At 47.7% G+C, this 22747-nt stretch carries 28 protein-coding genes; all 28 read left to right on the top strand.

Features of this window, described 5'->3' with window-relative positions:
- Positions 1-208 (top strand): hypothetical protein (locus tag EGI31_RS12665; protein ID WP_255037601.1); only part of this gene is annotated, 208 nt, incomplete at its 5' end.
- A 110-nt stretch (positions 209-318) separates the two neighbouring features.
- Positions 319-3711 (top strand): hypothetical protein, encoded by a 3393-nt coding sequence (locus EGI31_RS12660; protein WP_255037600.1) that lies wholly within the window; start codon positions 319-321, stop codon positions 3709-3711.
- A 66-nt stretch (positions 3712-3777) separates the two neighbouring features.
- Positions 3778-4305 (top strand): DNA methyltransferase family protein, encoded by a 528-nt coding sequence (locus EGI31_RS12655; protein ID WP_255037599.1) that lies wholly within the window; start codon positions 3778-3780, stop codon positions 4303-4305.
- Positions 4306-4325: 20 nt separating this feature from the next.
- A complete protein-coding gene (locus EGI31_RS12650; protein WP_255037598.1) occupies positions 4326-4718 on the top strand; it encodes a DUF2528 family protein in 393 nt (130 codons plus the stop codon).
- An 80-nt stretch (positions 4719-4798) separates the two neighbouring features.
- Positions 4799-5077 carry a hypothetical protein gene (locus EGI31_RS12645; protein ID WP_255037597.1) on the top strand — a complete coding sequence of 93 codons (279 nt, stop codon included), beginning with the start codon at positions 4799-4801 and terminating at the stop codon, positions 5075-5077.
- Positions 5078-5191: 114 nt separating this feature from the next.
- The gene (locus EGI31_RS12640) at positions 5192-5494 is read left to right on the top strand and encodes a DUF3127 domain-containing protein (RefSeq protein ID WP_255037596.1); all 303 of its coding nucleotides are present in this window, start codon (positions 5192-5194) and stop codon (positions 5492-5494) included.
- A gap of 75 nt (positions 5495-5569) precedes the next feature.
- Positions 5570-6076: a hypothetical protein gene (locus tag EGI31_RS12635; protein WP_255037595.1), complete on the top strand. Its 507-nt coding sequence runs from the start codon at positions 5570-5572 to the stop codon at positions 6074-6076.
- Between the two features lie 455 nt (positions 6077-6531).
- Positions 6532-7353 carry an HNH endonuclease signature motif containing protein gene (locus EGI31_RS12630; RefSeq protein ID WP_255037594.1) on the top strand — a complete coding sequence of 274 codons (822 nt, stop codon included), beginning with the start codon at positions 6532-6534 and terminating at the stop codon, positions 7351-7353.
- On the top strand, positions 7319-7555 hold the full coding sequence (locus tag EGI31_RS12625) for a hypothetical protein (protein WP_255037593.1): 237 nt from the start codon (positions 7319-7321) through the stop codon (positions 7553-7555). The genes EGI31_RS12630 and EGI31_RS12625 overlap by 35 nt, the downstream gene beginning before the upstream one ends.
- A gap of 453 nt (positions 7556-8008) precedes the next feature.
- Complete coding sequence (locus EGI31_RS12620) at positions 8009-8638, top strand: hypothetical protein (RefSeq protein WP_255037592.1); 630 nt, start codon at positions 8009-8011, stop codon at positions 8636-8638.
- A complete protein-coding gene (locus EGI31_RS12615; protein WP_255037591.1) occupies positions 8625-9095 on the top strand; it encodes a hypothetical protein in 471 nt (156 codons plus the stop codon). Before EGI31_RS12620 ends, EGI31_RS12615 begins: the two co-directional genes overlap by 14 nt.
- Positions 9079-9609 (top strand): hypothetical protein, encoded by a 531-nt coding sequence (locus EGI31_RS12610; RefSeq protein ID WP_255037590.1) that lies wholly within the window; start codon positions 9079-9081, stop codon positions 9607-9609. Before EGI31_RS12615 ends, EGI31_RS12610 begins: the two co-directional genes overlap by 17 nt.
- A gap of 97 nt (positions 9610-9706) precedes the next feature.
- Positions 9707-9952, top strand: a complete 246-nt coding sequence (locus tag EGI31_RS12605) for a hypothetical protein (protein WP_255037589.1) — start codon at positions 9707-9709, stop codon at positions 9950-9952.
- Positions 9953-10047: 95 nt separating this feature from the next.
- Positions 10048-10359: a hypothetical protein gene (locus tag EGI31_RS12600; protein WP_255037588.1), complete on the top strand. Its 312-nt coding sequence runs from the start codon at positions 10048-10050 to the stop codon at positions 10357-10359.
- A gap of 190 nt (positions 10360-10549) precedes the next feature.
- Positions 10550-10930, top strand: coding sequence for a hypothetical protein (locus EGI31_RS12595; protein ID WP_255037587.1), 381 nt, complete (start codon positions 10550-10552; stop codon positions 10928-10930).
- 293 nt (positions 10931-11223) lie between these two features.
- Positions 11224-11769 carry a hypothetical protein gene (locus EGI31_RS12590; protein ID WP_255037586.1) on the top strand — a complete coding sequence of 182 codons (546 nt, stop codon included), beginning with the start codon at positions 11224-11226 and terminating at the stop codon, positions 11767-11769.
- The gene (locus tag EGI31_RS12585; protein WP_255037585.1) at positions 11762-12175 is read left to right on the top strand and encodes a hypothetical protein; all 414 of its coding nucleotides are present in this window, start codon (positions 11762-11764) and stop codon (positions 12173-12175) included. Before EGI31_RS12590 ends, EGI31_RS12585 begins: the two co-directional genes overlap by 8 nt.
- Before the next feature lie 72 nt (positions 12176-12247).
- A complete protein-coding gene (locus EGI31_RS12580; protein WP_255037584.1) occupies positions 12248-12595 on the top strand; it encodes a hypothetical protein in 348 nt (115 codons plus the stop codon).
- A 214-nt stretch (positions 12596-12809) separates the two neighbouring features.
- Positions 12810-13136: a hypothetical protein gene (locus EGI31_RS12575; protein ID WP_255037583.1), complete on the top strand. Its 327-nt coding sequence runs from the start codon at positions 12810-12812 to the stop codon at positions 13134-13136.
- Positions 13137-13992: 856 nt separating this feature from the next.
- The gene (locus tag EGI31_RS12570; protein ID WP_255037582.1) at positions 13993-14517 is read left to right on the top strand and encodes a hypothetical protein; all 525 of its coding nucleotides are present in this window, start codon (positions 13993-13995) and stop codon (positions 14515-14517) included.
- A gap of 470 nt (positions 14518-14987) precedes the next feature.
- The gene (locus tag EGI31_RS12565) at positions 14988-15704 is read left to right on the top strand and encodes a hypothetical protein (RefSeq protein WP_255037581.1); all 717 of its coding nucleotides are present in this window, start codon (positions 14988-14990) and stop codon (positions 15702-15704) included.
- Positions 15705-15890: 186 nt separating this feature from the next.
- A complete protein-coding gene (locus EGI31_RS12560; RefSeq protein WP_255037580.1) occupies positions 15891-17054 on the top strand; it encodes a hypothetical protein in 1164 nt (387 codons plus the stop codon).
- 22 nt (positions 17055-17076) lie between these two features.
- Positions 17077-18528, top strand: a complete 1452-nt coding sequence (locus EGI31_RS12555) for a phage tail-like protein (RefSeq protein WP_255037579.1) — start codon at positions 17077-17079, stop codon at positions 18526-18528.
- 216 nt (positions 18529-18744) lie between these two features.
- Positions 18745-19674 (top strand): S49 family peptidase, encoded by a 930-nt coding sequence (locus EGI31_RS12550; protein ID WP_255037602.1) that lies wholly within the window; start codon positions 18745-18747, stop codon positions 19672-19674.
- A gap of 81 nt (positions 19675-19755) precedes the next feature.
- The gene (locus EGI31_RS12545; RefSeq protein WP_255037578.1) at positions 19756-20430 is read left to right on the top strand and encodes a hypothetical protein; all 675 of its coding nucleotides are present in this window, start codon (positions 19756-19758) and stop codon (positions 20428-20430) included.
- Positions 20431-20634: 204 nt separating this feature from the next.
- Positions 20635-21621: a phage major capsid protein gene (locus EGI31_RS12540; RefSeq protein WP_255037577.1), complete on the top strand. Its 987-nt coding sequence runs from the start codon at positions 20635-20637 to the stop codon at positions 21619-21621.
- Positions 21622-21804: 183 nt separating this feature from the next.
- Positions 21805-22350 (top strand): hypothetical protein, encoded by a 546-nt coding sequence (locus tag EGI31_RS12535; RefSeq protein ID WP_255037576.1) that lies wholly within the window; start codon positions 21805-21807, stop codon positions 22348-22350.
- A gap of 43 nt (positions 22351-22393) precedes the next feature.
- Positions 22394-22747 (top strand): hypothetical protein (locus tag EGI31_RS12530; protein WP_255037575.1); only part of this gene is annotated, 354 nt, incomplete at its 3' end.

The raw sequence follows: 22747 nt of genomic DNA, 5'->3' as shown, positions 1-22747 counted from the left end.
GGGGCTTCGACCCCTCGACAAGCTCGGGGTAAACGGAGCTCAGCCTGACAGGAGGATTGATTTTTTTAACCTTAATAGAGATTTTATGAAGAAGATTATTCATTTCTTTTTGACTGCAGAGCCTTTTGCGTTTTGTGTGGGGTTGTTTTTTGCGGTGGTGTTTTTGTCGATTTTGATTGGGATTATTAGGTCGGCTTTTGAGGATTGATGGGGGCTTCAACTACGCTCTAATTGACAGTAGTGAAGTGGCTTCGACAGGCTCAGCCTGACATGGGATTATAAAAAAATTGATTACGAGTTTTTCTGGAAAATAAATATATGGGTCTTAGCAGAGAGGAGATTTTGGAACAGACGGACATGGGTCTGGATGTGATACTGGCGAAGGTGAGTGAGGCTAGTAATGGCGTGCGGAATTATGCCTATAAGTTTAAGTGCGACCACCTGAAGGTCGAGAATAACCCTAGCCTGGGCCTGCAGAAGAATGAGGCGGGCACGGAGTGGGTGATTCGTGACTGGGGCTCCTCGGATAAGACTTGGAGTGCGTTTGATGTGGTGATGGAGTTTGAGAATCTGGATTACTCTAACGCCTGCAAGTGGATATGCCAGCACTTTAACCTGGTAGAGAATGGCAAGGCTAGCCGCAGCTATGAGTATGAGAAGATAACGGAAGGTCTGGAAGACGTGGAAGTGAAGAAGCGTGAGTGGGGGTATCTGGATGATTTTGAGATGGCAGCACTGAAGGGGATTTTTGCTAAGCATGTGTGGGAGTGGATGGGGAGAAGCCCCCTAACCCCCGGTGGGGGGAATGGGAAGGGTGAAGCGGCCCTTCGACAGGCTCAGGGTGACAAGGGCACGGGGAAGGATGCTGTGGCGTTTGAGCGGGCTAAGGAGGTTTGTTTGAAGTATGGGTTTAGGCCGTTGGCTTGGCATAGTTTGGTGAGTATTGATAAGAAGACGGGGCAGAAGGTGAAGCATGTGTTTAAGGCTACGGAGACGTATCCGATGTTTGTGTGGCATATAGGGGGCGGCAATAGCTCACGCAAACCACCCCGCCCTTCGGGCACCCCTCCTTTGGAAGGAGGGGATTTTGAGAAGCCTACGGCTTATAAGTTTTATGAGCCGTATGGGAAGCAGCGGTTTTTTTATGAGGGGGTGGTGCCGAAGAATTATTTGTTTGGGCTGGAGCAGGTGAAGGCGGCGTATGATGATCTGCCGAATGATGCGGAGATTATGGATAGGTTGGGGATTAATCCGGAAGAGCATGATGGGTTTGTGGCGAAGATGCTGCAGGAGGCCTACGATGCGGGACATGAGCCGAATAAGCTGCCTGAGGTGTTGGTGGCGACGGGTGGGAGTGATGCGTTGAATATGGCGGCGTTGGGGTATTTCCCTGTCTGGGCGAATGGGGAGCATATAACGCCGGAGTATTTTCCTTATAAGAAGTTGGCCGAAATGGCGTGGCGGGTGATTAATGTGCCTGATATAGATGCCCCTGGTAAGATGGCAGCTGCGAAGTTGGCGGAGCATCATATAGAGATTTGTACGGCATGGCTGCCTGAGGAGTTGGCCCAAAAGCGAAGTGGTAAGAAGGAAGAGGATGGCAGTCCGAAGTTTTGCAAGGATGTGAAGGATTATTTTGGCTGGTGGAAGCCGTTTGATTTTAAGCGTGTGCTGGCCCATGCGAAGCCTTACAAATTTTGGACGAAGAAGGTGAAGATGGAGGGTAAGATACCGATGAAGGAGGAGGGCAAGCTGCTGTATAAGTATAGCCCGAGGCCGAGTTATATTCTGAATTTTCTTTACAGAAATGGTTTTGCGGTGTTGGCGAGGAGCAGGTTTAGCGGTAAGAGCCGTGAGTATGTGCGGATAAAGGGTAACCAGGTGCAGCAGATATTGGACACGGCGGACATGAAGAATTTTGTGGATGAGTTTGTGGCGAAGCATAGTTTTGATAGCGACCTGAGCGACTCGATGCTGAGGAGCAGGGATGTGGCGGATGCGATTTTTGCGAGGCTGCCTGAGGTGGAACTGGATTTTAAGGATTATGATAAGGACTACCAGTGGTTTTTCCTGAGTAATGAGACGTGGAAGATTTCGGCGGATAAGATTGAGACTTTTAGACCTGAGAAGGTGAATAAGTATGTGTGGGAACACGAGGTGCTGAATAAGAGCTGGTGGGATGCGAAGGCTCAGAGCAGGGTGCCTGTGAAGTTTGAGAAAATGGAGCCGAGCTTCTGTATAACTGTAACTGATGAGGGGTTGTATGATATCAAGATACTGCGGAAGGATTGTATTTTCTTGAATTATCTGATACAGACGAGTAGGATTCATTGGAGAGTGGAGCTGGAGGATGAGTTGGATAAGGCCCCTGCAGCCAGCCCCCTGACCCCCAATGGGGGAACAAATGCCGAAGCTGGCAAGGTGAATTGCCGTGGGGAGATATTGACAAGAGATGAATATAGGGAGAAATATAAGTTTGCGATTGATGGGCCTTTGTTGACTGAGAGCCAGCGGCAGCAGCAGAAGATGCACTTGATAACGAAGCTGCTGAGTATAGGGAAGATGATGCACCGGTATAAGAGTATGAGTACGGCGATGGCGGTGTGGAGTATGGATTATGTGATGCGGGATTTGAGCAAGAGCCAGGGTGGTACGGGTAAGTCGCTGACGCCGTATTGTTTGGCTCAGGTGCTACCTACGGAGACGATAGCTGGGCGTGATAGGGCGGCATTGGCGAATAAGCACGTGTTTGAGAATATAAGTGAAGACACGGATATGCTGTGGCTGGATGATGCTGATAAGCACACGGATTTTAGTTTCTTCTACTCGGCGATAACGGGGTTTATGAAGAAGAACCCGAAGGGTACGAAGAGTGAGACGATAGGGTTTGAGGACTCGCCACAGATATGGATTACGAGTAATTTTCCGCCGATAGATGTGGACCAGGATAGTACGATACGAAGGCTGTGGATGACGGAGTATAGCGATTACTACCACTATAACCAAAGCGGGGAGTATAGGGAGGTGAGGAAGCCTTTTGATGATTTTGGGAAGGAGTTGATACGGGATTTTGACCAACACGACTGGAATAGCTTCATTAATACGCTGGCGGTGGCCTGCCAGAGCTTTATCAAGTATGGATATGTGAGTAGTGGTGACGATAATATGCGGATTAATGCATACCGCAATAAGATAGGTGTGCAGATGATAGAGTGGTTTGATATGTTTTTTAACAAGGGCGACGGCACGGTGGATAATTTCTTGGTGAGAAAGCAGGTGTTTGAGCAGTATAAGATTGATACGGGCAGCGATATAACGAGCAATGGATTTGGAACGAAACTGCGGGATTATGCAGCGATGAAGGGCTATGCTTATAACCCTGTGGCGATAGAGAAACACCGCACCAGCGATGGCCGTGTGATATGCAAGCAGACGCACGAGTGGATCTACAGCGTGAGAGAGGGCAAGTGGGTGGCTACACAACTGGTGACACCGAAGGCTACGGAGTTTTTCTACTACCAAACAAGCCCAGATATGCCGATAAATTATGCAAATATAGAGGAGTATAGCCCGGGGAATGCGAGGAATGCTGCCTTCGGCTCCGCTCAGGCACCGGGCTTCGGCTCCGCTCAGGCACCGAAGCTCAGCCAGGGGGATGTTGATTTGGCGAAGGAGATAGAGGAGAGGAATAAGGGTCCGCAGTTGTTTTGAGCCCCCCAGCCCCCAAAGGGGGAGTAAAAAGGAATTGATTTTTTGGAAATTTAAAAATAGAGAGGGATGAAAGGTAAGGATATACATGAGATGTTTCAAACGCCAACGGCTGTGTGTGAGTATATGGTTGGGCTGGTACCAGATGGTTCTAGAAGAATATTAGAACCAACTCGAGGGCTTGGAAATATAGTGAATGCATTGGTTAGAAAAGGAAAATATATGGTTTATCAACCTGAAGATTTCTTTTTACTTGACAAGACTAAACGGTTTGATTGTGTAGTAATGAATCCGCCGTTTTCGCTACCAAGTGCAAAGGTAGAAAATGCTCCAGCTGATGTGGATTTGAACGGAATGAGAGTAGGATATTACATTTTGGAAGAGTGCATGAAACTGAGTGATAATGTAATAGCACTAATGCCATGGTTTACAATTGCTAGTAGTGATGTAAGATTAAGGAAATTGAAGGCGTACGGGATGAAATCTTTAACGAATCTTCCAAGGAAAACCTTTGACTATGCCAGAATTCAAACGACGATTATTGAGCTAGAAAAAGGATATCAGGGAGAGACGATTTTTAGGGCATTTGATTTTTAACGATTTAAAATATTTGAGAGATGGGAAAGAAAAAGTATGCGATACAGCATGAGCCTACTTGGGCTCGGATAGTGGTTGAGGTGGATATGGATTATGAGTATGAGGTGAGTGCCAGTGGTGAGATGTACAAAACTGAACAGGCGATAAAGGATATGGTGGATTTTTGGGCGGGGTCGGAGATAAAACTGGCGGATAATGATGAGGATTATTTGAGGACGTTTTTGAAGCAGCTTTGCGAACACGTGATGCGAATGCTGGCGACCAGTAATTGGAATGAGAAAGGCGTAATAGATGCCATGATGGATGAAGAGGGCTGGTGCCCGATGGATGGCAGCTGTGGGATAAAGATAGTTAGCGTGGGCGAGATGGAGTTTAACCAGGATGATTTTGAGATTTTGGAAATGAGGTATTGACTTAGATGGCGGGTCTTCGACACTTCGACAAGCTCAGTGTGGACGAAGCTCAGCCTGACAACGATTAAATAATTGATGCTATGAGTGATTTTCCGGTGTATATGTATTGTGGGATGGGCGAGCAGTATGTGAATATACTGAGCGAGGAGAAGGCGGTGGCGATTGATCTATACTATAACCCTGTAACGGGTGAGGTGAAGTATGGCTATAAGACGCTGGATAAACGGATAGTGAAGGAGTTGATGGTGAGGCCTGGTATTTATAAGCCTGCAACGGCTGGTGATTGGAATTATGCGAAGGGGAGGTTTTTGAACTGGGTGATGGAGGCGTTGGCCCCACCCCCGACCCCTCCCCAGTAGCCCCCTAGCCCCCAGTGGGGGAACGTAATATAGCGGATTTAGATTGTGGGGCTTCGACAGGCTCAGCCTGACATGAAAGGATGAATTTTTTAATTTTTAAAATAGATAGGTAGTATGAAGAAGGTTGAGCAAAGTGGTAGGGTGTTGATGATTGGGCCGGTGCAGGAGTTTGGGGTGAATAAGACACGTAAGCGTGTAGTGCGGATTGATGCCTCGGGTGGTGGTACGAGTAGCGTGGTGGAGTTTGTGCTGATGCATGATAATGTGGAGAAGGGCGACTTGATAAAGGTTGGCGAGGATGTGGAAGTGACGGGCTATCTGATGGGTAGGCTGCACAAGGGTACTGACGAGGTGGAGCGGTGTTTTATGGAGCTGCAGGTGTTTAAGATTGCGAAGGTAGGGAAGGTGGTGTTGTAGGCCCCCTGCCCCCAGCCCCTCCTTGGAAAGGAGGGGAGTAGTAAGGAATTTTTAATTTTTAAAATAGATCAAAGTATGAGAATTAGTAAGGAGATAGCTAAGCAAGTGGCAGATGTGATGCTCAGTAATAAAAAAGCTGCAGTGGATAAGTTGTTTGAGGATTTGAGGAAGTCTGTGACGGAAAATGTAGTTCTTCAAACTCCTTGTGCTGTTTTGGATTTGTATGCTAAAGCACCGGAGTATTTCACGACTCAAAGTTCAATATACACACATCAGCTTGGAGGTTATGTGAAGTTTTTGTCGAAGGATAAGGATGTGAAGCATTATTATTTACCAAGGAAAGATAATATGTATTTGCCAAGTGATTCGGAGGTGAAGTTGTTTCAAGAGTGGACCAGGAAAACGGATAAGCTGCGTGTTTTGAAGGCTGAGTTAGAGGCCACTTTACATGGGCTAAGGACTTATAAGAATGTGAGTTTACATTTTCCAGAGGCAGTGCCTTTTCTGCCAAAGTTTGAGAAAACGGAGATAGCGATTGGTTTTGGAAGACTTAGGCAAAGGTTGTCGAGTAAGACTTTTTGAATTAATATTTTTTTGATGATTATGGCTAGTAATGAGAAGATTGTGAGGCTGGAGAGGAGTAAGGCCGTGGAGCATTGGGTGGAGAGTGATGAGGAAGTGAGCGGAAAGCTGGTGCCTCATAATGCTAGAGGCCACCACATTTTTAAGGTGAGGGATTCGGCGGTGCGGTTTATAGAGGCCCTTCGCTCTTCGGCAAGCTCAGAGCAAGCTCGGTTACCGGGTGGTGGTAAGGTGGTGAGGTATAGGCTTTGTACGGGGAGGGATACGGTTAGTAAGGGTGGGTGGGGGTGATGGGTTTTTAACCACCCCGCCCTTCGGGCACCCCTCCTTGCCTTCGGCTACGCTCAGGCACCAGGAGGGGAATGATGGAGGGGAGCTAATAAAATAAATATGGGTGTCGTCTTTTTTATCTTGCTGATAATGAAGAATTTACAGTTGTTTAAAGTAGTGAAAAAATGAGTTATAATCCTTGGAATAAGATAGCGTGGAATGATGAGATGCTGGAGGTTTTGCGGAAAAACTGGGATAGTAAGACTAATGCTGAACTGGCTGCTATGCTTGGGCTGAGGCTGACGTCTGTAAGGACTAAGTTGTATGAGCTTGGACTGAAAAGGATGGAGATGGAGTACTGGACTGAGGAGCAAGTGAAGTATCTGAAAGATAATTACCTGAAGATGGGGGATACTGAGCTGGCGGAGTATTTTAATAATACTTGGAAAAAAGAGAAGGGCTGGACGAAGAAGCACATAGAAAAGAAGAGGCGATACCTGAAGCTAAAGCGGTCTGCAGATGCTAAGGCGGTGGTGCACCATAGGAATAAGGCGAGTGGGCGGCTGGCTGTGGCTAACAGGAAAAGATGGGAAAAGACTGGGGTGATGCCTGATGGAACGATTAGGTACTGGAGGCTTCGCACGGGCCATGAGTTTCCTTTTGTGAAGGTTGATGGTGTTTGGAAGCATTGGAATAGGGTGACATGGGAGGCGGAGTATGGGCCTATACCTGCAGGATACAATGTGGTATTCAGGAATGGTGATGCGAGGGATTTGAGGCTGGAGAACTTGGAGGTTTTGACAGATGAGGAGTTGTCGAAACGAAATGCTGAGGGAGGAAGTGTAGTGCTGAGTGATAATTATGTACTGGGTATTATGCGACTACCGGACGAGTTGAAGGAGGCGATAAAGGGAATGCCTGAGCTGATAGAATTGAAGAGGAATTTATTAAAAACTAAACGGATAATTAGAGATGAAAGGGAACGAGATCATGACGAACGGCACTAAGGCTGCCGATGTGGTACTGGCGGATGCGGGTACGATTGATAGTGTGAATGAGATGCTGATGGAGATGATGAAGGAGGTGAAGGGGAATCCTGGAAAGATACCTGAGGCTGAGGCGATGACGCAGATAGCGGGGCGGATTTTTGACGGAATGAAGGTGAAGGTGGCCGCTGCGGGGTTGATGGTGAGGGCTATGAATGGGTAGCGGTTCAGCCAGAACCACCCCTGGCCCCTCCTTGGGAAGGAGGGGATTTAATAGGATTTTTGAATTTTTAAATTGATGTGTTATGAAGGTTTATGGGTTGATTAAGGAACTGCAGGCGGAGTTGATTACTGGGAAGGATTTGCCGCATTTGGTGAGTGTGAGACTGTTGGCGAGGTTGGATGAGGCGGAGAGGCATTTGGGCTTCGGATGGGATGCCGCCCACTCCGCTCAGCCACCAGTGGAAGCCCCCCAGCCGGAACGTCGGACCGCCCCGGTGGGGGAGAAAGCCCCCCAGCCGGAACGCCGGACCGCCCCAGTGGGGGAGTTGGCTGTAGAAGCTGATAAGGAAGTGGATGGCGGGTCTGTGACTCCTCGACATGCTCGGGGCAGGCGAAGCTCAGACTGACAGGGGATGTTTTTAAAATGATTTTTTAACGATTAAAGTATTGGATTATGGGAAAGTATTTGATGGTGTGCGGACACGAACTTGTGGATAAAAACAAGCTCGATGCAGCACTGAAGGAGTGGTTTAAGAAAGAAGACAGGAGGGTTTTTGAGTCGGAGGATGAGATTAAAAGGTTTGTGGCGGAGACGAAGGCTGTCTGTCAGCTTGAGAATCCAAGATGCAAGGAAATACCTATTTATGCTGAATGGGATTACGAACACAAAAAGGATCTAATTGTGCGTGGTGGAATGGGGCTGTCGGTTGATTTTTTTGCTTTTGAGGATAAGACGGCATCTACTCACAAAAAAAATCAGGAGACGGCTCTTAAAGTGATAACTGAGAATTTTATGATTCATCGGGTTGAGGAATTGGAGATTATGGATAATGAAGTTGGTGTTCCAGAATTAGAGCAGATTGAAGTGAAGTATAGGTTTTTTGGGAAGATTGGCGAGGCTCAGTATGTGGCAACTAAACTAGATGAGGGCTTGAGTGAAGCGTTTATTAGCTTGACTATGGATAATGAACTAATGGAAAGTTTGGAGGATCAAATTGAAGAGCATGAGGAGGGTATTTTGCAGTTTTTGAAGGCATGGGTAGAGGCTTATAACGAAGGATTGGCGGAAGATGAAGCGAGTTGAGTTGTTGGAGGCATTGTACTTACAAGGTAGGTTGATGCGTGAGTTGCAGGTGTATTATTTTTCGCTGAGGAAGGGTACTGGGAGGTTTCCTTCTCCGGAAGCAAGGAAGGTACTGGCTGATAGCAAGGCTGCTGAGATGGAGTTTGATAGGATGGTGAGGGAGTTGGACGAGTGGTGGGACACTTCGGCTCCGCTCAGTGACCCACGGGAGGGTCTGGAGTTAGAGGATAATTTGAGTTTTTATGGGGATTTGGCAAACGGATGTACTGGTAATTGTGGGATGAATTATTGTGATGAGAATGGGTGTGTGGAGCGTAAGAAGCACTATGTGGAGCCTATTGAGCCGATGAAAGATGAGGTGGGTGGCCTTCGACACTTCGACAAGCTCAGTGCGAGCGAGGCTCAGGCTGACAATAGAAATACATTAAACGACGGAGACGATGATATTAGGATTTAAGGAGAGTTTTGAGAATGGTGAGCCGACTTATTTTGTAGACAAGATATGGACTGGGTTGATTGATACCGTGAAGAATAGAGATGCAGTGACCCACTACCAAGAGTACAAGGCTGATTATGAGAGGAAGTTTAGCCGAAACTGGCAACTTGATGAATATTATGTGCCTAAGCTGCATACGATTAGGACAGATACCAGCGGAAGATGGAAAGTGAATATGGATATCCATTTCTCTATCAATGTGAGAAAGCCCGGTTATTGGAGGTTTGCTCCGGTAGTGCCTGTTATTGGTATTCAGCAGATAGAGATTAAGGAAATGGTGATGACTGCTGGGCCGTGTATTAAGCTGAAGGATGAGCGGGTGTTTGTGGTAAAGGTAGATGGAAGAAGGCTAGAGAAAGGGGAGATTGAACGACTGGCGAAGAATGATGGCTTTGATGGAGCTGAGGATTTCTTTGGGTGGTTTAAGGAAGATTTTGTGGGCAAGATTATTCATTGGACTGAATTGAGATATTGAGATGGCGAGGATATATGAGTATGAGTTGAGGTGGTCTAAGAACCTGAAGACGGGTAGAGATAGGCTGAGTGTTTACCGGATGAAGAATGGGAAGTGTGTGAAGAGTATTTATGCCAGGGAACTGGAGGTGTTGGTGAATGCGGGGGTTATTGATGACCCGAAGGTGAAGGAATGGTTGGCAGCCGAGAAGGAGTTTAAGGCACTTCGACAAGCTCAGTGTGCTGAAGATGTGGCGAAGCCTAAGGTTTTGAAGGATGATGGAGGGGGTTTTGCCCCTCGCTCGAAGGAACTTTATGATTATTTGGCAGGGCTGTATAAGATTAAAACCTGGGGGAGTGTATAGCCCCCTAACCCCCAGTGGGGGAATAGCCCCCAGTTAGCCCCCTAACCCCCAGTGGGGGAATTAAATAGAGTTTAAACTGTAACGATTTAACGAGGATGGAAGAAAAACCTTTTATTACTGGCCTGTGGGGATGTACTTGCCATCCGTTTGAGTCGTGGGCTGAGCATGATTTTTATAACAAGCAAAAGATAATTTTGGGTAGAAAGTATAAAAATAGGCATACGGGTGAAATAGGCATTGCTGAGAGAATTGATCCTGAAAAGAAATACTATATCGATTTGTTTATGGAGCCTTATGATTGTGCTAGATGCCACCAGTTTGCTCATAAGATGAACCTGATATTAGTGGAAGATGATACAGTAGATTATACTGCGATTGTAGAGGCGAATCGTATTGCTCAGGGATAGCCCCCCAGCCCCCAATGGGGGAATAATTTAGAATTTAAACTGTAACAATGTAACGGAGATGAAGGAGAAGGAGATTGGATTTGTTTGTGAGCCGCTGGAGCTTGGCCTTCGACAAGCTCAGGCTGACAGTAATGGTGAGACGGACCTTCGACCCCTCGACAAGCTCGGGGCAGGCGGAGCTGAAGGTGATATGGCGTCTGTAGCGGGGTTGAATAATGAGGAGATGAGTTTTAAGGATGTGCCGTTTGGTAAGCGGATGTCGTTTTTGGCTAAGCATAATGTGGTGTTGATGGGGCAGGTGGATAAACTGGAGGCTGCCCTTCGACAGGCTCAGGGTGCACTTCGACAGGCTCAGGGTGCACTTCGACAGGCTCAGGGTGCACTTCGACAGGCTCAGTGTGACAGTGTAGCGGTGGATGTGGCTTGGGGTAAGAAGTATAATGCGATGGTGGAGCAGCTGACGACGAGCAACAACAGGAAGTATAGACTGTTGAAGGAGTTTGTGATTGAGAGTAAGAAGTGGACGGTGTTTTTGAAGTGGTTGGAGGGGCAGCCAAAGCCAGCCCCCTAGCCCCCAGTGGGGGAATAGCCCCCTAACCGTAACGACGGACCGCCCCAAAGGGGGAATTAAATAGAGTTTAAACTGTAACGATGTAACGAGGATGAAATTAGAGATTGTTGAGAAGGCAAACAAACCTCATTGCTGGGGAAAGATGAAGTGGATATTGAAATATCCGTCTGGCATGGAACCGAGTACGAGCGTTTGTAGGTGTGAACATGGGTCATTAAAATGCAAACTATTGACACGCAAATCGGATAGGGTGGGAGAAATTAAGAAGTTTAAACTGTAACAATATAGCGAGGATGAAATTGGAGATTGTAGAGAAGGCTTATAGGATTGATTTGGAGCGGGTTGAGGATTCGTATGTGTGGAGCGAGAAGGTGGTGCATGCGGAGACGGTGAATGCGGCTAAGAGGAAGCTGCTGGAGCTGGTTAGGTATGAGGATATGAAGACGAGGGATGGGGTTGAGGTTTGTTATCTGAATATTCCGGTGGTGAGGGATAATGGTGCTGATTTGGTGATTTTTGAGGGTGAAAAGGTGGCTCGATGGCTGGCTTTGGACAGGATTAGTCGGAAGGAAAGGGCGATGGAGATTTCGGAGTTATGTCTGACGCATCGGTTTTTCTATATTTTGAAGCGAGGGTGTTTTTTTCGGCCGAATAATTGTGGTTATACTGACCACAAAGAGTTTGCTGGGGTTTATACGGCAGATGAGGCTAGGAGGCATGCGTTGAGCTGTGAGGAGATTACGTTGGTGCCGATTGTTATTGAGGAGCACAATGAGCTTTTGAATAAGATGATTGAGGGGTTGAAGGGTAGGGTTATTGAATTAGATAACAATGAATAATATTAGTGCTGGCAGTAGTGTGTATGATGTGGTGCACTGGTTTAGCATCAAAGTCATTGATGAAAAGCGAAAGGTGGTGGAGTTTGTTTGCTGGGATGGATTGAAGTGGCAACTGCGTCTGAAGTATGATTGGTATTTTAAATACAGAGCGGCATTGCTACAAGTGAAGTACCCAAGACTGGAAGTTAATTGTTACTGGGGCAATGAACCTGCAACTGGGAAGACTCTTGAGGAAATAAGGCTGGATAAAATCAGAGCCAAGAAGTCAAAAATTACACAGTATAGAAATAAGCTTGAAAAGGCTAAGGCCAACTGGACGAGTTTGTTTGCTATTGAAGACGATGTTGACTATCAAAGAGCGGTGGAGAAGATAAAAAGACTTGAGTTTGAGTTGAGGGCTTTGTGATATCTGATAACGAATACAGCCTTATTTAGTGTGGGCTTAAAAGCACTAAGCAACAATTAAATTCTAAAGTTTATGGATAATTCAAAAGTTGATTTAACTACTCAGCCCACATTGAATAAGGGTGGTGTTAGTGGCAGTTTTACTGTTTCTAAATACCGTAAAATCCCGATTGTAATAATGAAATGGAACGATGGTTTTAAAGGTTGGAGGGCGGAAATAGCTGATAGTTACGAAAACTATAAACCCTTAAAATATGATGATATAAATTTTGAAGATTTAGGTTTTCATTTTAGGCACGACATTGAAACACATCCAAATGATGATTTAGTTTTCTCAACTCGTAAAGATGCTGTACAGTGTGCAAAGTATTGTAATGAAAAATATTTAGGTGGTAAGGCTAAGATTTGGTTCATTTCTTAAATTGCCACTAACGAAAATATTAAAGACAATTAAATAAATTGTATCACCTTGGTGTGATATGAATTCTTTAATTTTTGGGTTTACTGGAAAGGCTGGGGGCGGTGCTCCTGGTCTTTTTTTTGTGCGGTTTTAACCACCCCGCCCTTCGGGCACCCCTCCTTGCCTTCGGCTCCGCTCAGGCACCAGGAGGGGAATGCCCTTCGACAGGCTCAGGGTGGCATATTGCGTCTGTACTTTGGTATGGTTTTTAGCATTTTTTGGTGGGTTGGGGGATAGGGTGAATATTTGTGGCATGAAATGGAATCAGATTATGCGAAGGAATGCTCAGGGGGAGGTTGAGCTGACTACGACCATGAGTAGGGATGGGGAGACTGCCCTTCGACAGGCTCAGGGTGACAAGGTGACGGTGAATGTTTTGCCGGAGTCGGAGGCCAAGCTGAGGATTAGGCATGAGGATTGGCAACAGATGACTGATGATGATGGGTGTGTGTATATGCAGCTGAGTTGGGAGGTGCCTGAGGAGAGGCGGGAGTGGAGTTAGCCCCCCAGCCCATAGTGGGGGAGTAGTGGCTGGTGTATTGGTTATTGGTGGATTGGAATCGTTTGTGAGCCCTTCGACCTCTCGACAAGCTCGAGGCAGGCGGAGCTCAGCCCTTCGACCTCTCGACAAGCTCGAGGCAGGCGGAGTTCAGGGTGACAGGAGTGGGTGACAGTGTTACGAGCCGCCAGCCCTTCGACCTCTCGACAAGCTCGAGGCAGGCGGAGCTCAGGGTGACACATGGCGGCTATACTGGAATGGTACAATTTTTTATGCGGCTGGTGAGTTTTTCGCTAGCCGTTTTTTTTGGCGGTTTTTTCCTTTGTAATCCTTTGTAGTAGTAATTCAATTATAATTGTAACTCTGTATCTGAAATTATACAGGGCAAAAAATTGTGTGTAAAGTTTTGTGTGTCAGGACTTTGTATTTGTATTTTATTGTTACAGTTTTTTTTTGAAGTTTGTAACAGTTACAGTTTAGTAGTAACTAAAATAGAGAGAATAGGGCCAAAAATGGCGGTTACAAGTTGAGTTTGGTGTGGTTACAGTTTGGTTACAGTGTTACAGTGTTGATTGTCAAAGTGTTAGGATTGGTTACGATGTTACAGCCAAAATGGTAGTTGGAAGCGGTGGAGTTTGGAAAAAATCCTTCACTTCGACTCCGCTCAGTGACCGGTTGGGTGTGGGGATGTTGGGATAGTGCAATTTTGGCCTTCGGCTCCGCTCAGGCACCGGCCCCAGTCGTTAGCCCCACCCCTAACCCCTCCCCGGTAGGGAGGGGAAAGTAAATGTCATTTTACGAATTTTTTGTATAATGACGTTTTTTTGTTTAAATTTGGCATCATTCAAAACCGCGAAGTATGCCTGTTAAACTTGATATCCCTGTGCCGAGGGCCGTGAAGCTGTATTATGAGCATGGTTGTAATTGGGGTACTAATATGGTGGTTAACCAGAGGAGTGCTGCGGGGGGTATTATAACGGCGGCGTTGAGTTTTTATCCGTTGGATAGCCAGACGTTGCCGGTGGTATGGCGGGATGCTAAGGATGACTTGGATATACTGGAGGTGACGGTGGAGATGAAGCTGGATGTGAGTATGATGCTGCCTCACCATTACCGAGTGCTTGGTGAGCTGCTGGAGAAGATGTACGAACGGGAGTTTTTGGCTTTTTGTGTGGGGCGGTTTGTGATGATTCCGAACTACGAGGCGGCGGTGAATGCTTGGGGCGAACGCTACGGGCTGGCTGAGGATGACTGGAATAAGGATCAATGGCGGAAGCATATTCATAGGAAGTATTCGAAGCAGATTGCGGAGCTGCTGGACCAGGAGCAGGCTAAACGGATGAGGAAGTTTAATGAGGTGCTGGTGGAGAGGGTTGGAAGGTGATTGGCACTTCGACTACGCTCAGTGACCGGGTTATTGGCACTTCGACTACGCTCAGTGACCGGGTTATTGGCACTTCGACTACGCTCAGTGACTGGGTTATTGGCACTTCGACTACGCTCAGTGACCGGGTTATTGGCACTTCGACTACGCTCAGTGACCGGGTTATTGGTTGTTGGATTTTTTTTATAGTTATAATAGGTTAAGGTTTATGGAAAGGCCGGGGGCGATGCTCTTGGTCTTTTTTTTGTGGCCAGCCCCACCCCCGACCCCTCCCCGGTAGGGAGGGGAGTTGGTGAGTGTTGAGACGGCAAGCATGCCGTCTGTACGATATTGTTTTGCAAGGATTTTTTGAAAAAGTTTTGCCCGATTTTGAGGTTTTTTTGCCCGCTAATGTTTTGATAGTCAAAGTTTTGCCCTTTTGTTTTTTGGGTGGGGGTTTTAGTTTTGGTGGTCAAATGAAATGGTGTTGAATGTTTACTGAAGATTGGGTACAAAGGGATAATCTGGGCCAAGTGATGGCGGTGTCTATTGTGGATGACGGCATGGTGGGTGCGGATGATTTGCCGGTGGACCTGAATGATGTGCTGAATGTCTGTTTCCCGCCTGGATCGGCGTTTTTTGACTTTAAGACTGGGGGTGGTGCTCACGGTGGCGTGTGGCAGAATGATGTGCGGGTGTTGGTGCCACGCGTGAGCACTACTTTACTGGAATGGATGGCTGTGAATGCGGAACGGCGATGGGTGGTGTTTGTGAAGGATGCTAATGATGTGAAGTATAGGATTGGTGGCCAGACTGATGGTGCTGTGCTGAGCATGGACGGAAGCATGGGCACGACGAATGGGTATGTGATGAATTTTGGCCATGGTGGCGGTAAGCCTGTGGTGGGTGTATATGATGGTGTGACGCTGCTGCCTGAGGTGGATGACCCTGTGTATTATGTGAATGGTGTGTGGGGGCCGCTGAGACAACAGAATGTGGCGGTGACGGGTCTGACGGATGGTGGACTGGTGACGCACAGCCTGAATACGATGAAGCTGGAGGTGCTGTGGTATGATGCGGATAAGCGACCAGTGCGGAATATTGAGTGGCAACCTGTGAGCCTGACGCAGATACAGGCCTGGCTGCCGATGCCAGATGGCGGTAGTGCGGAGTTTACGGGTGAGGCGTTTTTTATGCAGAGGGGGTAGCCCTTCGACAAGCCCAGGGTGACACTTCGGATTCGCTCAGCTACCGGGCGTGTTAACCACCCCGCCCTTCGGGCACCCCTCCTTGCCTTCGGCTACGCTCAGGCACCAGGAGGGGAATGATGTAGGGGAATGATTGGATACTGGATTGGAGGCCATGCATGGCCTCTTTACTAAATACTTATTGGTATGATGGATTTTAGTGGTTTTACGGCGGATGGAGTGCAGCAGGATAATATTGCTGGGATCTTGAGATTTTGGAAGGTGATAACGAAGGCTTTTACGGGGGAGTTTCCGGCGAAGGCTCATGTGGTGAATGGTGAGGTGACAGCGGATCCGTTGGCGTTTTTGCCTCAGTATTTTGTGCCAGCTGAGTATGTGGTGCCGAATGACACGAAGAGTTTTGATTATGAACTGCTGGGCTCAGATGGCTCGGAGAACTGGAAGCATATGGTGGGCTACGAGATGGCGGGCTTTAGTGCGGCGATGGTGGCTGAGATGATGAAGGACCAGAATGCGAGGTCGGTGTTTTTTATGGAGGATACGGACGGGAATATTGTGGTGGTGGGTACTTCGGTGAAGGGACTGAAAGTGACTACCAAGGGTGGCACTGGCAAGCAAGGCGGCGAGAAGCGTGGTGCTGTGATGACTGGTGAAGAGGTGGGCTACAGATGGGCACCTGTGCCGCTGAGTGTGGCTAAAAAAAAGGATTTTTTAAGGCGAATGACTGGTTATGGTCCTTATTTTCAAGCAAATAGTAATACGGTTACTATATCGGAGGCTTATGACACTTGGGAGTTTGAATGGGAGGATGCGAATGGTGTGGCTTTGCCATTGACGGATATGTTTCTGGGTGGGGTGTATGTTCAACGCCCAAATATGCCTTATAATACTGGTGATGAGGTGATTATTACGAAGGCTTTTACGGGACAGCCAGCTATGTCGGCGTCGATGAGCCAGGGCTGGGCTAGGGCTACTATAACGGGTTTTAGTTTTGAAGGGATTTTGATGCAAATAACTGACTTGAGCGAAGGTGGGCTGAATACAGCCTTTTATGCTTTTCACAAGGCTAGTACATGGTATACGGGGCTCACGATTGGTTCAGCTCCGAGCAATGGTTTTTTTGGAAACTTGGTGTTTGGCTATACTGGTGGGCTACTCCCTTATAAACTTAATGATAAGGTGTATATTAAATGGAGCAATGGGTTTGGTCAGATTAGAAGAATAGCGGGGCGTTTTGTGGGACAGGTGGGAACGGCTGTGACGATATACGCTGAAAGTGTGGTGGTGCTTATGACTCTTCCTGAACCGGCAGCTACTACTGGCTATGAAATAATACGTGATACAATTTGAGACTTATAGGTTTTTAGTGATTATGAATAAAAGGATATTTAGCCCCCTAACCCCCAGTGGGGGAATTGGGAAAGTGATGTTGGTTGTGATGATGGTATTTGTGGGCCTCTTGGCTACGATTGATGTGACGGCACAGCGTGTGCGGACTACGGCGGTGTTTGATGGTGATACTGCTACGAGGCCTAAGGCGGGGTTTTATGGTGTGGGTGTGCGGAGTGGAAGGGTGTTTTTGGTAAAGCCTACGGGTAATACTGAAAGGATATTGGCTGCGAGTACGCATGTGGGCGTGAACGGGCAGTTTTTGTTTTCGAACGGAACGGTGAATAGCTGGGCTAATATAGCGATATCGAACGTAACGAGTTTGCAGAGTAGCTTGGATGGGAAGTTTAATACGCCGAGTGGGCTCACTACGAATTACTTGAGCAAATGGACTGGATCGACGTTTGGCAATAGTCTGATTTTTGATAATGGGACAAGCCTAGGAATAGGTACAACCTCTTCTACCAGAAGATTTGAAATAGCTGCCCCAGGTGGTAGTGCATTTTTTAGATTAAATGCAATCAGTTCTGGCACTGGAAATGTATTTCAAGAATTCACTAACTCTGGAGGAACTGCCTACATAGGTATAGATAACTCTACGGGTACTGGATTTGCCGGAGGAAATTATGCTTCGATATTTGGCTCGGGAGCTGCTAATCCGACTGTTCTGATAACCGCTGGAACTCCGAAGTTGACGATACTTTCAGGTGGAAATGTGGGCATAGGCACCACCTCGCCCCAACAAAAAACACATATAAATACCTCCCTTGGTGGTGTGCCAGTAGGCTTGTATCTGACGAATGACGCCACAAATGCAACCTTAGGCCGTGGGGTGGGTGTGCTGTTTGGAGGTACTGGAAATACCAACTTGGCACAGATAGAGGCTCAGACACTGACGGCTAGTAATAATACTGGAGGCTTGATTTTTAGGACTGCGAATGGTGGTACGCTGACGGAACAAATGCGTATCGACCAGAATGGAAATGTAGGTATAGCCAGAACACCATCAGGTAGCTATAAATTGGCTATTTCTGGCCGTATATTGGCAAACGACCTATTCATGACCAACCCATCAACATTATTGAACGTTGGTTATATAGGCAATATATCTACATGGACTAGTGGCTCTGCAAATGACAATTTTGCGATAGGAACACCCCAGAGCTATATGGCATTTTATGTGAATAACTCAACAGCAGAAAGCATGAGAATAAATAGTGGTGGGCTTGCTATAGGTACTACTTCTCCAGATGCTTCAGCTCAATTACATGTATCAAGCACTACAAAAGGCGTATTAATCACCAGAGGAACTACAACTCAAATAAATGCTATTACTAGCCCTGCAAATGGGCTGATGGTGTATAATACTACGCTGAATAAGCTGTGTGTGTACGAGAATGGTGCTTGGCGGCAGGTGACGACTACGGCGATGTAGCCCCACCCCAGCCCTCCCCAGTGGGGAGGGAGTTTAGCCCCGGCCGGAACGCCGGAACGCCCCATTGGGGGCGTTTTTATGGCGTCTGTACTTTTGCCCTGTGTGGGGGATTTGGTGTGATGTAGGTTTGTCTAGGTACAGAACCACCCCGGGCTTTGCCCACCCCTCCTTGGGAAGGAGGGGAACGATTGGTTATACAATTTAAAGATTTTGGCGATGATAGATATTGGGAGTAGGATGTGGGCTGTGGAGCCGGTGTTTGCGAGGGCGATTAATGGTTTGCTGGCTTCTGGAAAGGAGGACAGGATTGTTAATGAAATAAGGCTTGGGCAGTTGGCCAGGAAGGAGATGGGGTTTATTGGAATGAATGCAGCCCCCCCTGCCCCCGATGGGGGAGCTAATGCTGATGCTTCAGATCTATCTTCTCAGCCATTGGCTGGTGAGTCCCTTCGACAAGCTCAGGGTGACAATGGTGGTACTGCGGAGCAGTATGTGGCGGTGATACCGATAATGGGTGGTATGACGCGATATGGTGATGCGTGTAGCTATGGAACTGAAACGCTGGGACGCTGGATGAAGCAGTGTGAACGTGACGAAAGGATAGTGGGTGTACTGCTGGAGATAGACTCGCCTGGTGGTGAGGTGAATGGCACTCAGCAGCTGGGTGAGATTGTGCGTGACCTGAAGAAGCCAGTGGTGAGTTTTGTGAAGGGTATGGGTGCGAGTGCAGCCTACTGGGTAGCAAGCCAAAGCAAGAAGATTTTTATGGAGGCTGGGCCTGTGAGCTCGGTGGGTAGTATAGGTGTGCTGATGGTACACTACGAGTTTAAGAGTTTTGAGGAGCAGAATGGAGTGAAGTTTACGCTGTTGAGGTCTGATGGGAGCTCGAATAAGGCGAAGCTGAACCCTTACGAGGTATTGACTGATGAGGTGGCTGCCGAGGTGAGGGCTGAGATGAATGCGATGAGGGCGGATTTTGTGAAGGTGGTGAAGGCTGGAAGGAAAGGCAAGCTGAATATGGAGAATGCGGAGCAGATTTTTAGCGGTAAGATGTTTAGGGGCAAGGAGGCCATAAATGAAGGGCTGGCGGATGCTTTTGGCACGATGGAAGATGCTGCCAAGGAGGTGTTTAGGTTGGCGAAGTAGCTTCGACTCCGCTCAGCTACCGTGAGACGCATTGCAATGCGTCTGTACGATTGAGAGTGTATTAATTAAATTTTGAGCGATATGGGTAATGTGTTTAAGAGTGTAGCGAATTTTTTGGATAAGGCCATTTCGGGGAAGGAAGTGGATATTATTGTGATGGAGGCCCCCCAGCCGGAACGCCGGACCGCCCCAGTGGGGGAGTTAGGAGCGGCTACTGCGGATGCTGCTGGTGAGTTGGTTACTGGTGCCGCTGCCGATGCTACTGCTGCTACTGCTGATGGTGGTGAAGGTGCTACTGGTGGTGAAGGCGATGCTTCGACTACGCTCAGCAACCAAGCAGATGGTGATGAGAATGCTGGTGAAGGTGCTGATGCTGGTGAAGCCCCCCCCGCCCCCGATGGGGGAGCTGAAGAAGCTGGTGGTGAGAGTGCTAATGGTAATGCTGTTGATGGTGGTGAGATGCCAAGCATGGCGTCTGGGCTTCGACAAGCTCAGCCTGACATTCTGGGAGAAGGTGAGGTGGCTATTGGTGCGGCGGAGCTGGAGCAGCTTAGAGCTGATGCTGGGAAGTGGGTGGCCAATAAGGCTGAACTGACTCAACTGAGAGCGTGGAAGGCGAACGGTAGTAAGCCTAATGTGATGAATGGTGCGGTGGATGCTGCGGATGCTGTGACGACTAAAACCAGAAAGGTGAGCCCACAGACGCAGGCGGCTATAGATCTTCAGGAGAAGATGGAGGCCCAGGGGAATAAGTAGTAGCCCGTAACCACCCCGCCCTTCGGGCACCCCTCCTTGGTAAGGAGGGGAGTGGTTGTGGTGTTAAAGTGAGCCGCATTTTAATGCGGCTGTACGGAAGATGAAAGTTGAAAATGTGTGTGGATGAAAGTGGCATGGGTGGAGCATTTGATTGCCTATCAAGCCGAAGTGAAGTTGGATTTTTTAACTTAATTTTTGATAGAGATGGCTGAGGCGTTGAGTTTGAGCGGCGTAGCAAATAATTTGCAAGATTACGCTTATGACCACAAGGAGCACCTTGTGAGTAGAATTGCCGAGATTGGTCTGGAGGGACGTCCTGGGACGCCTATAAAGGCTCTGGCAGATTATGTGAATGTGATGGAATGCGATGGCATTCAGACGATTGTGTTGACGGATTTGGATACTGTGGATCCATTGCAACCAGGTAACACGGATGAGTTTAATCCGAAGGCGTATGGTACTTTGAAGAATAGAAGTATGACTTCTAGGCCTATCAAGGTGGATATGAAGTACAGCCAGAGCCAGATTCATAAGCTGTATAGCACGTATATGATGAAGGTGAGAATGAAGCGTTTTGACGCTAAGAAGGTGCCTTTTGAGGAGTGGGTGATGGTGAGATTGGCTGAGGATATTCAGAAGAATCTGAGGATGGCGTTTTATAACTCAATCTATGATGCTGAGGGTACTGACTCTGGTGATATCATGGATGGTGTGGTGGATCAGATTACTGATATCATTGCTGGAGCTCCTTCGACGACTAATGCTGTGGCTTTGGGTACGGCTTTAACCAAGGCGACTGTAAGAGCGAAGTTTGATATATTGAAGGCGGCTTTGCGTGCTAATGTGCGATATGGTGCTGACACGGTGTTGATTTTGAATACGGCGGCGTATGATTTATACTGCCAGGCATATCAGGAGGATGTGGGTGCGGCTCCTTATAATACGCAGTTTAACAAGACTTTCCTTGAGGGTACTCAGGTGGAGATGATTGTGGAACCAGGTGTAGAGGCGTTTGCAAGACCGATTATAGCTACGAAGGATAATTTGGCGATGATGTTGGATTTCAACAGATTGGCGGAGTTTGAATTCTACTATAACAAGGAAACCAGAGCGATATCGGTGATGCTGGATTTCTACGGAAATGCGGGTATAGCGAATCCGAAGGATCTTTGGATTGGTGGGTTCTCGTAAGCCCCACTAGAACCACCCCTGCCCCTCCAGCCTTCGGCTCCGCTCAGGCACCGGAGGGGTTGTTGTGGTAATTAGACGCCATGCCCTTCGACAAGCTCAGGGTGACACATGGCGTCTTTACTTGATAGACGCCAAGCATGGCGTCTTTACTTAGTTAGTTTTTTAATTTAATTTTTTACGATTATGCCTTTATTAGATTTTTCGAACCTTGCGGCTGATGCTGTACAGGAAGATAATATTGCCGGTAACCTTGCGTGGTTTGGGGTGATATCGGCGAAGGCTTTCAGTGGGGAGTATCCTGCTGTGGCTGATGTGACGGCTGGTGAGATTACGGGTAGCCCTGTGGCTAGACTGGGTGCTCACGAGTTTGCGAAGGTGGAAGTGCCTCAGAATTCGGTGGTCTTTGATAGTGATGATAATGGCCCAAGTGCGGGACATAATAATATCGATCACATGCTGAAGGCGAAGTTGGCGGGCATGAGCAAGGAGGTGCAGGCTGAACTGAAGAAGTACAAGAATAACCCTTGTGTGTTTATTGTGCCTGGGTCGGACGGACGCCATTATTTGGTAGGTAGCTCTAACCATGGAATTATTTTGCGTGGAAAAGGCAAAAGTGGTGGCGTTGGTACTGACGAGAGAGGTTTTGACCTTGAGGGTAAGTCTAGTGGTCATAGAGATCATCCGCTACCGATTTCGGCGGCTACGTTGGCTTTGATTCCTTGGGTGTAAAATTCAGACGCCAGGCATGGCGTCTGTACTTTTAGTAATATCAATGAGGAAGTTGAAGAATTTGGAATTGGTGGGTAAGACTCGGCTGATTCCTGGTGTAGGGCATGTGACGTTTGAAGAGGATGTGCCTGAGCATGTGGCTGTGGCTTGTGAGGCTGCGGGGTTGGATTGGTGTGAGACACTAACCGAAAGTCCCAATGCCGTAAGCCCCCTAGCCCCCAGTGGGGGAATAGATGGTGGTGATGCTGGTGATGCTTCGGCTACGCTCAGCAACCAAACTGGTGATGCTGGTGATGCTTCGGCTACGCTCAGCAACCAAACTGGTGATGCTGGTGGTCCACAAGTGCCACAGGGTGACAATGGCGGTGAGGATGGTAATGTTAGGGAGGACACTAAC

The sequence above is a fragment of the Lacihabitans soyangensis genome, from assembly GCF_024343775.1.
Classification (GTDB): Bacteria; Bacteroidota; Bacteroidia; order Cytophagales; family Spirosomataceae; genus Leadbetterella; species Leadbetterella soyangensis.
The sequence above is the reverse complement of the archived record's forward strand: the minus strand, read 5'-3'. Positions and strand labels throughout refer to the sequence as shown.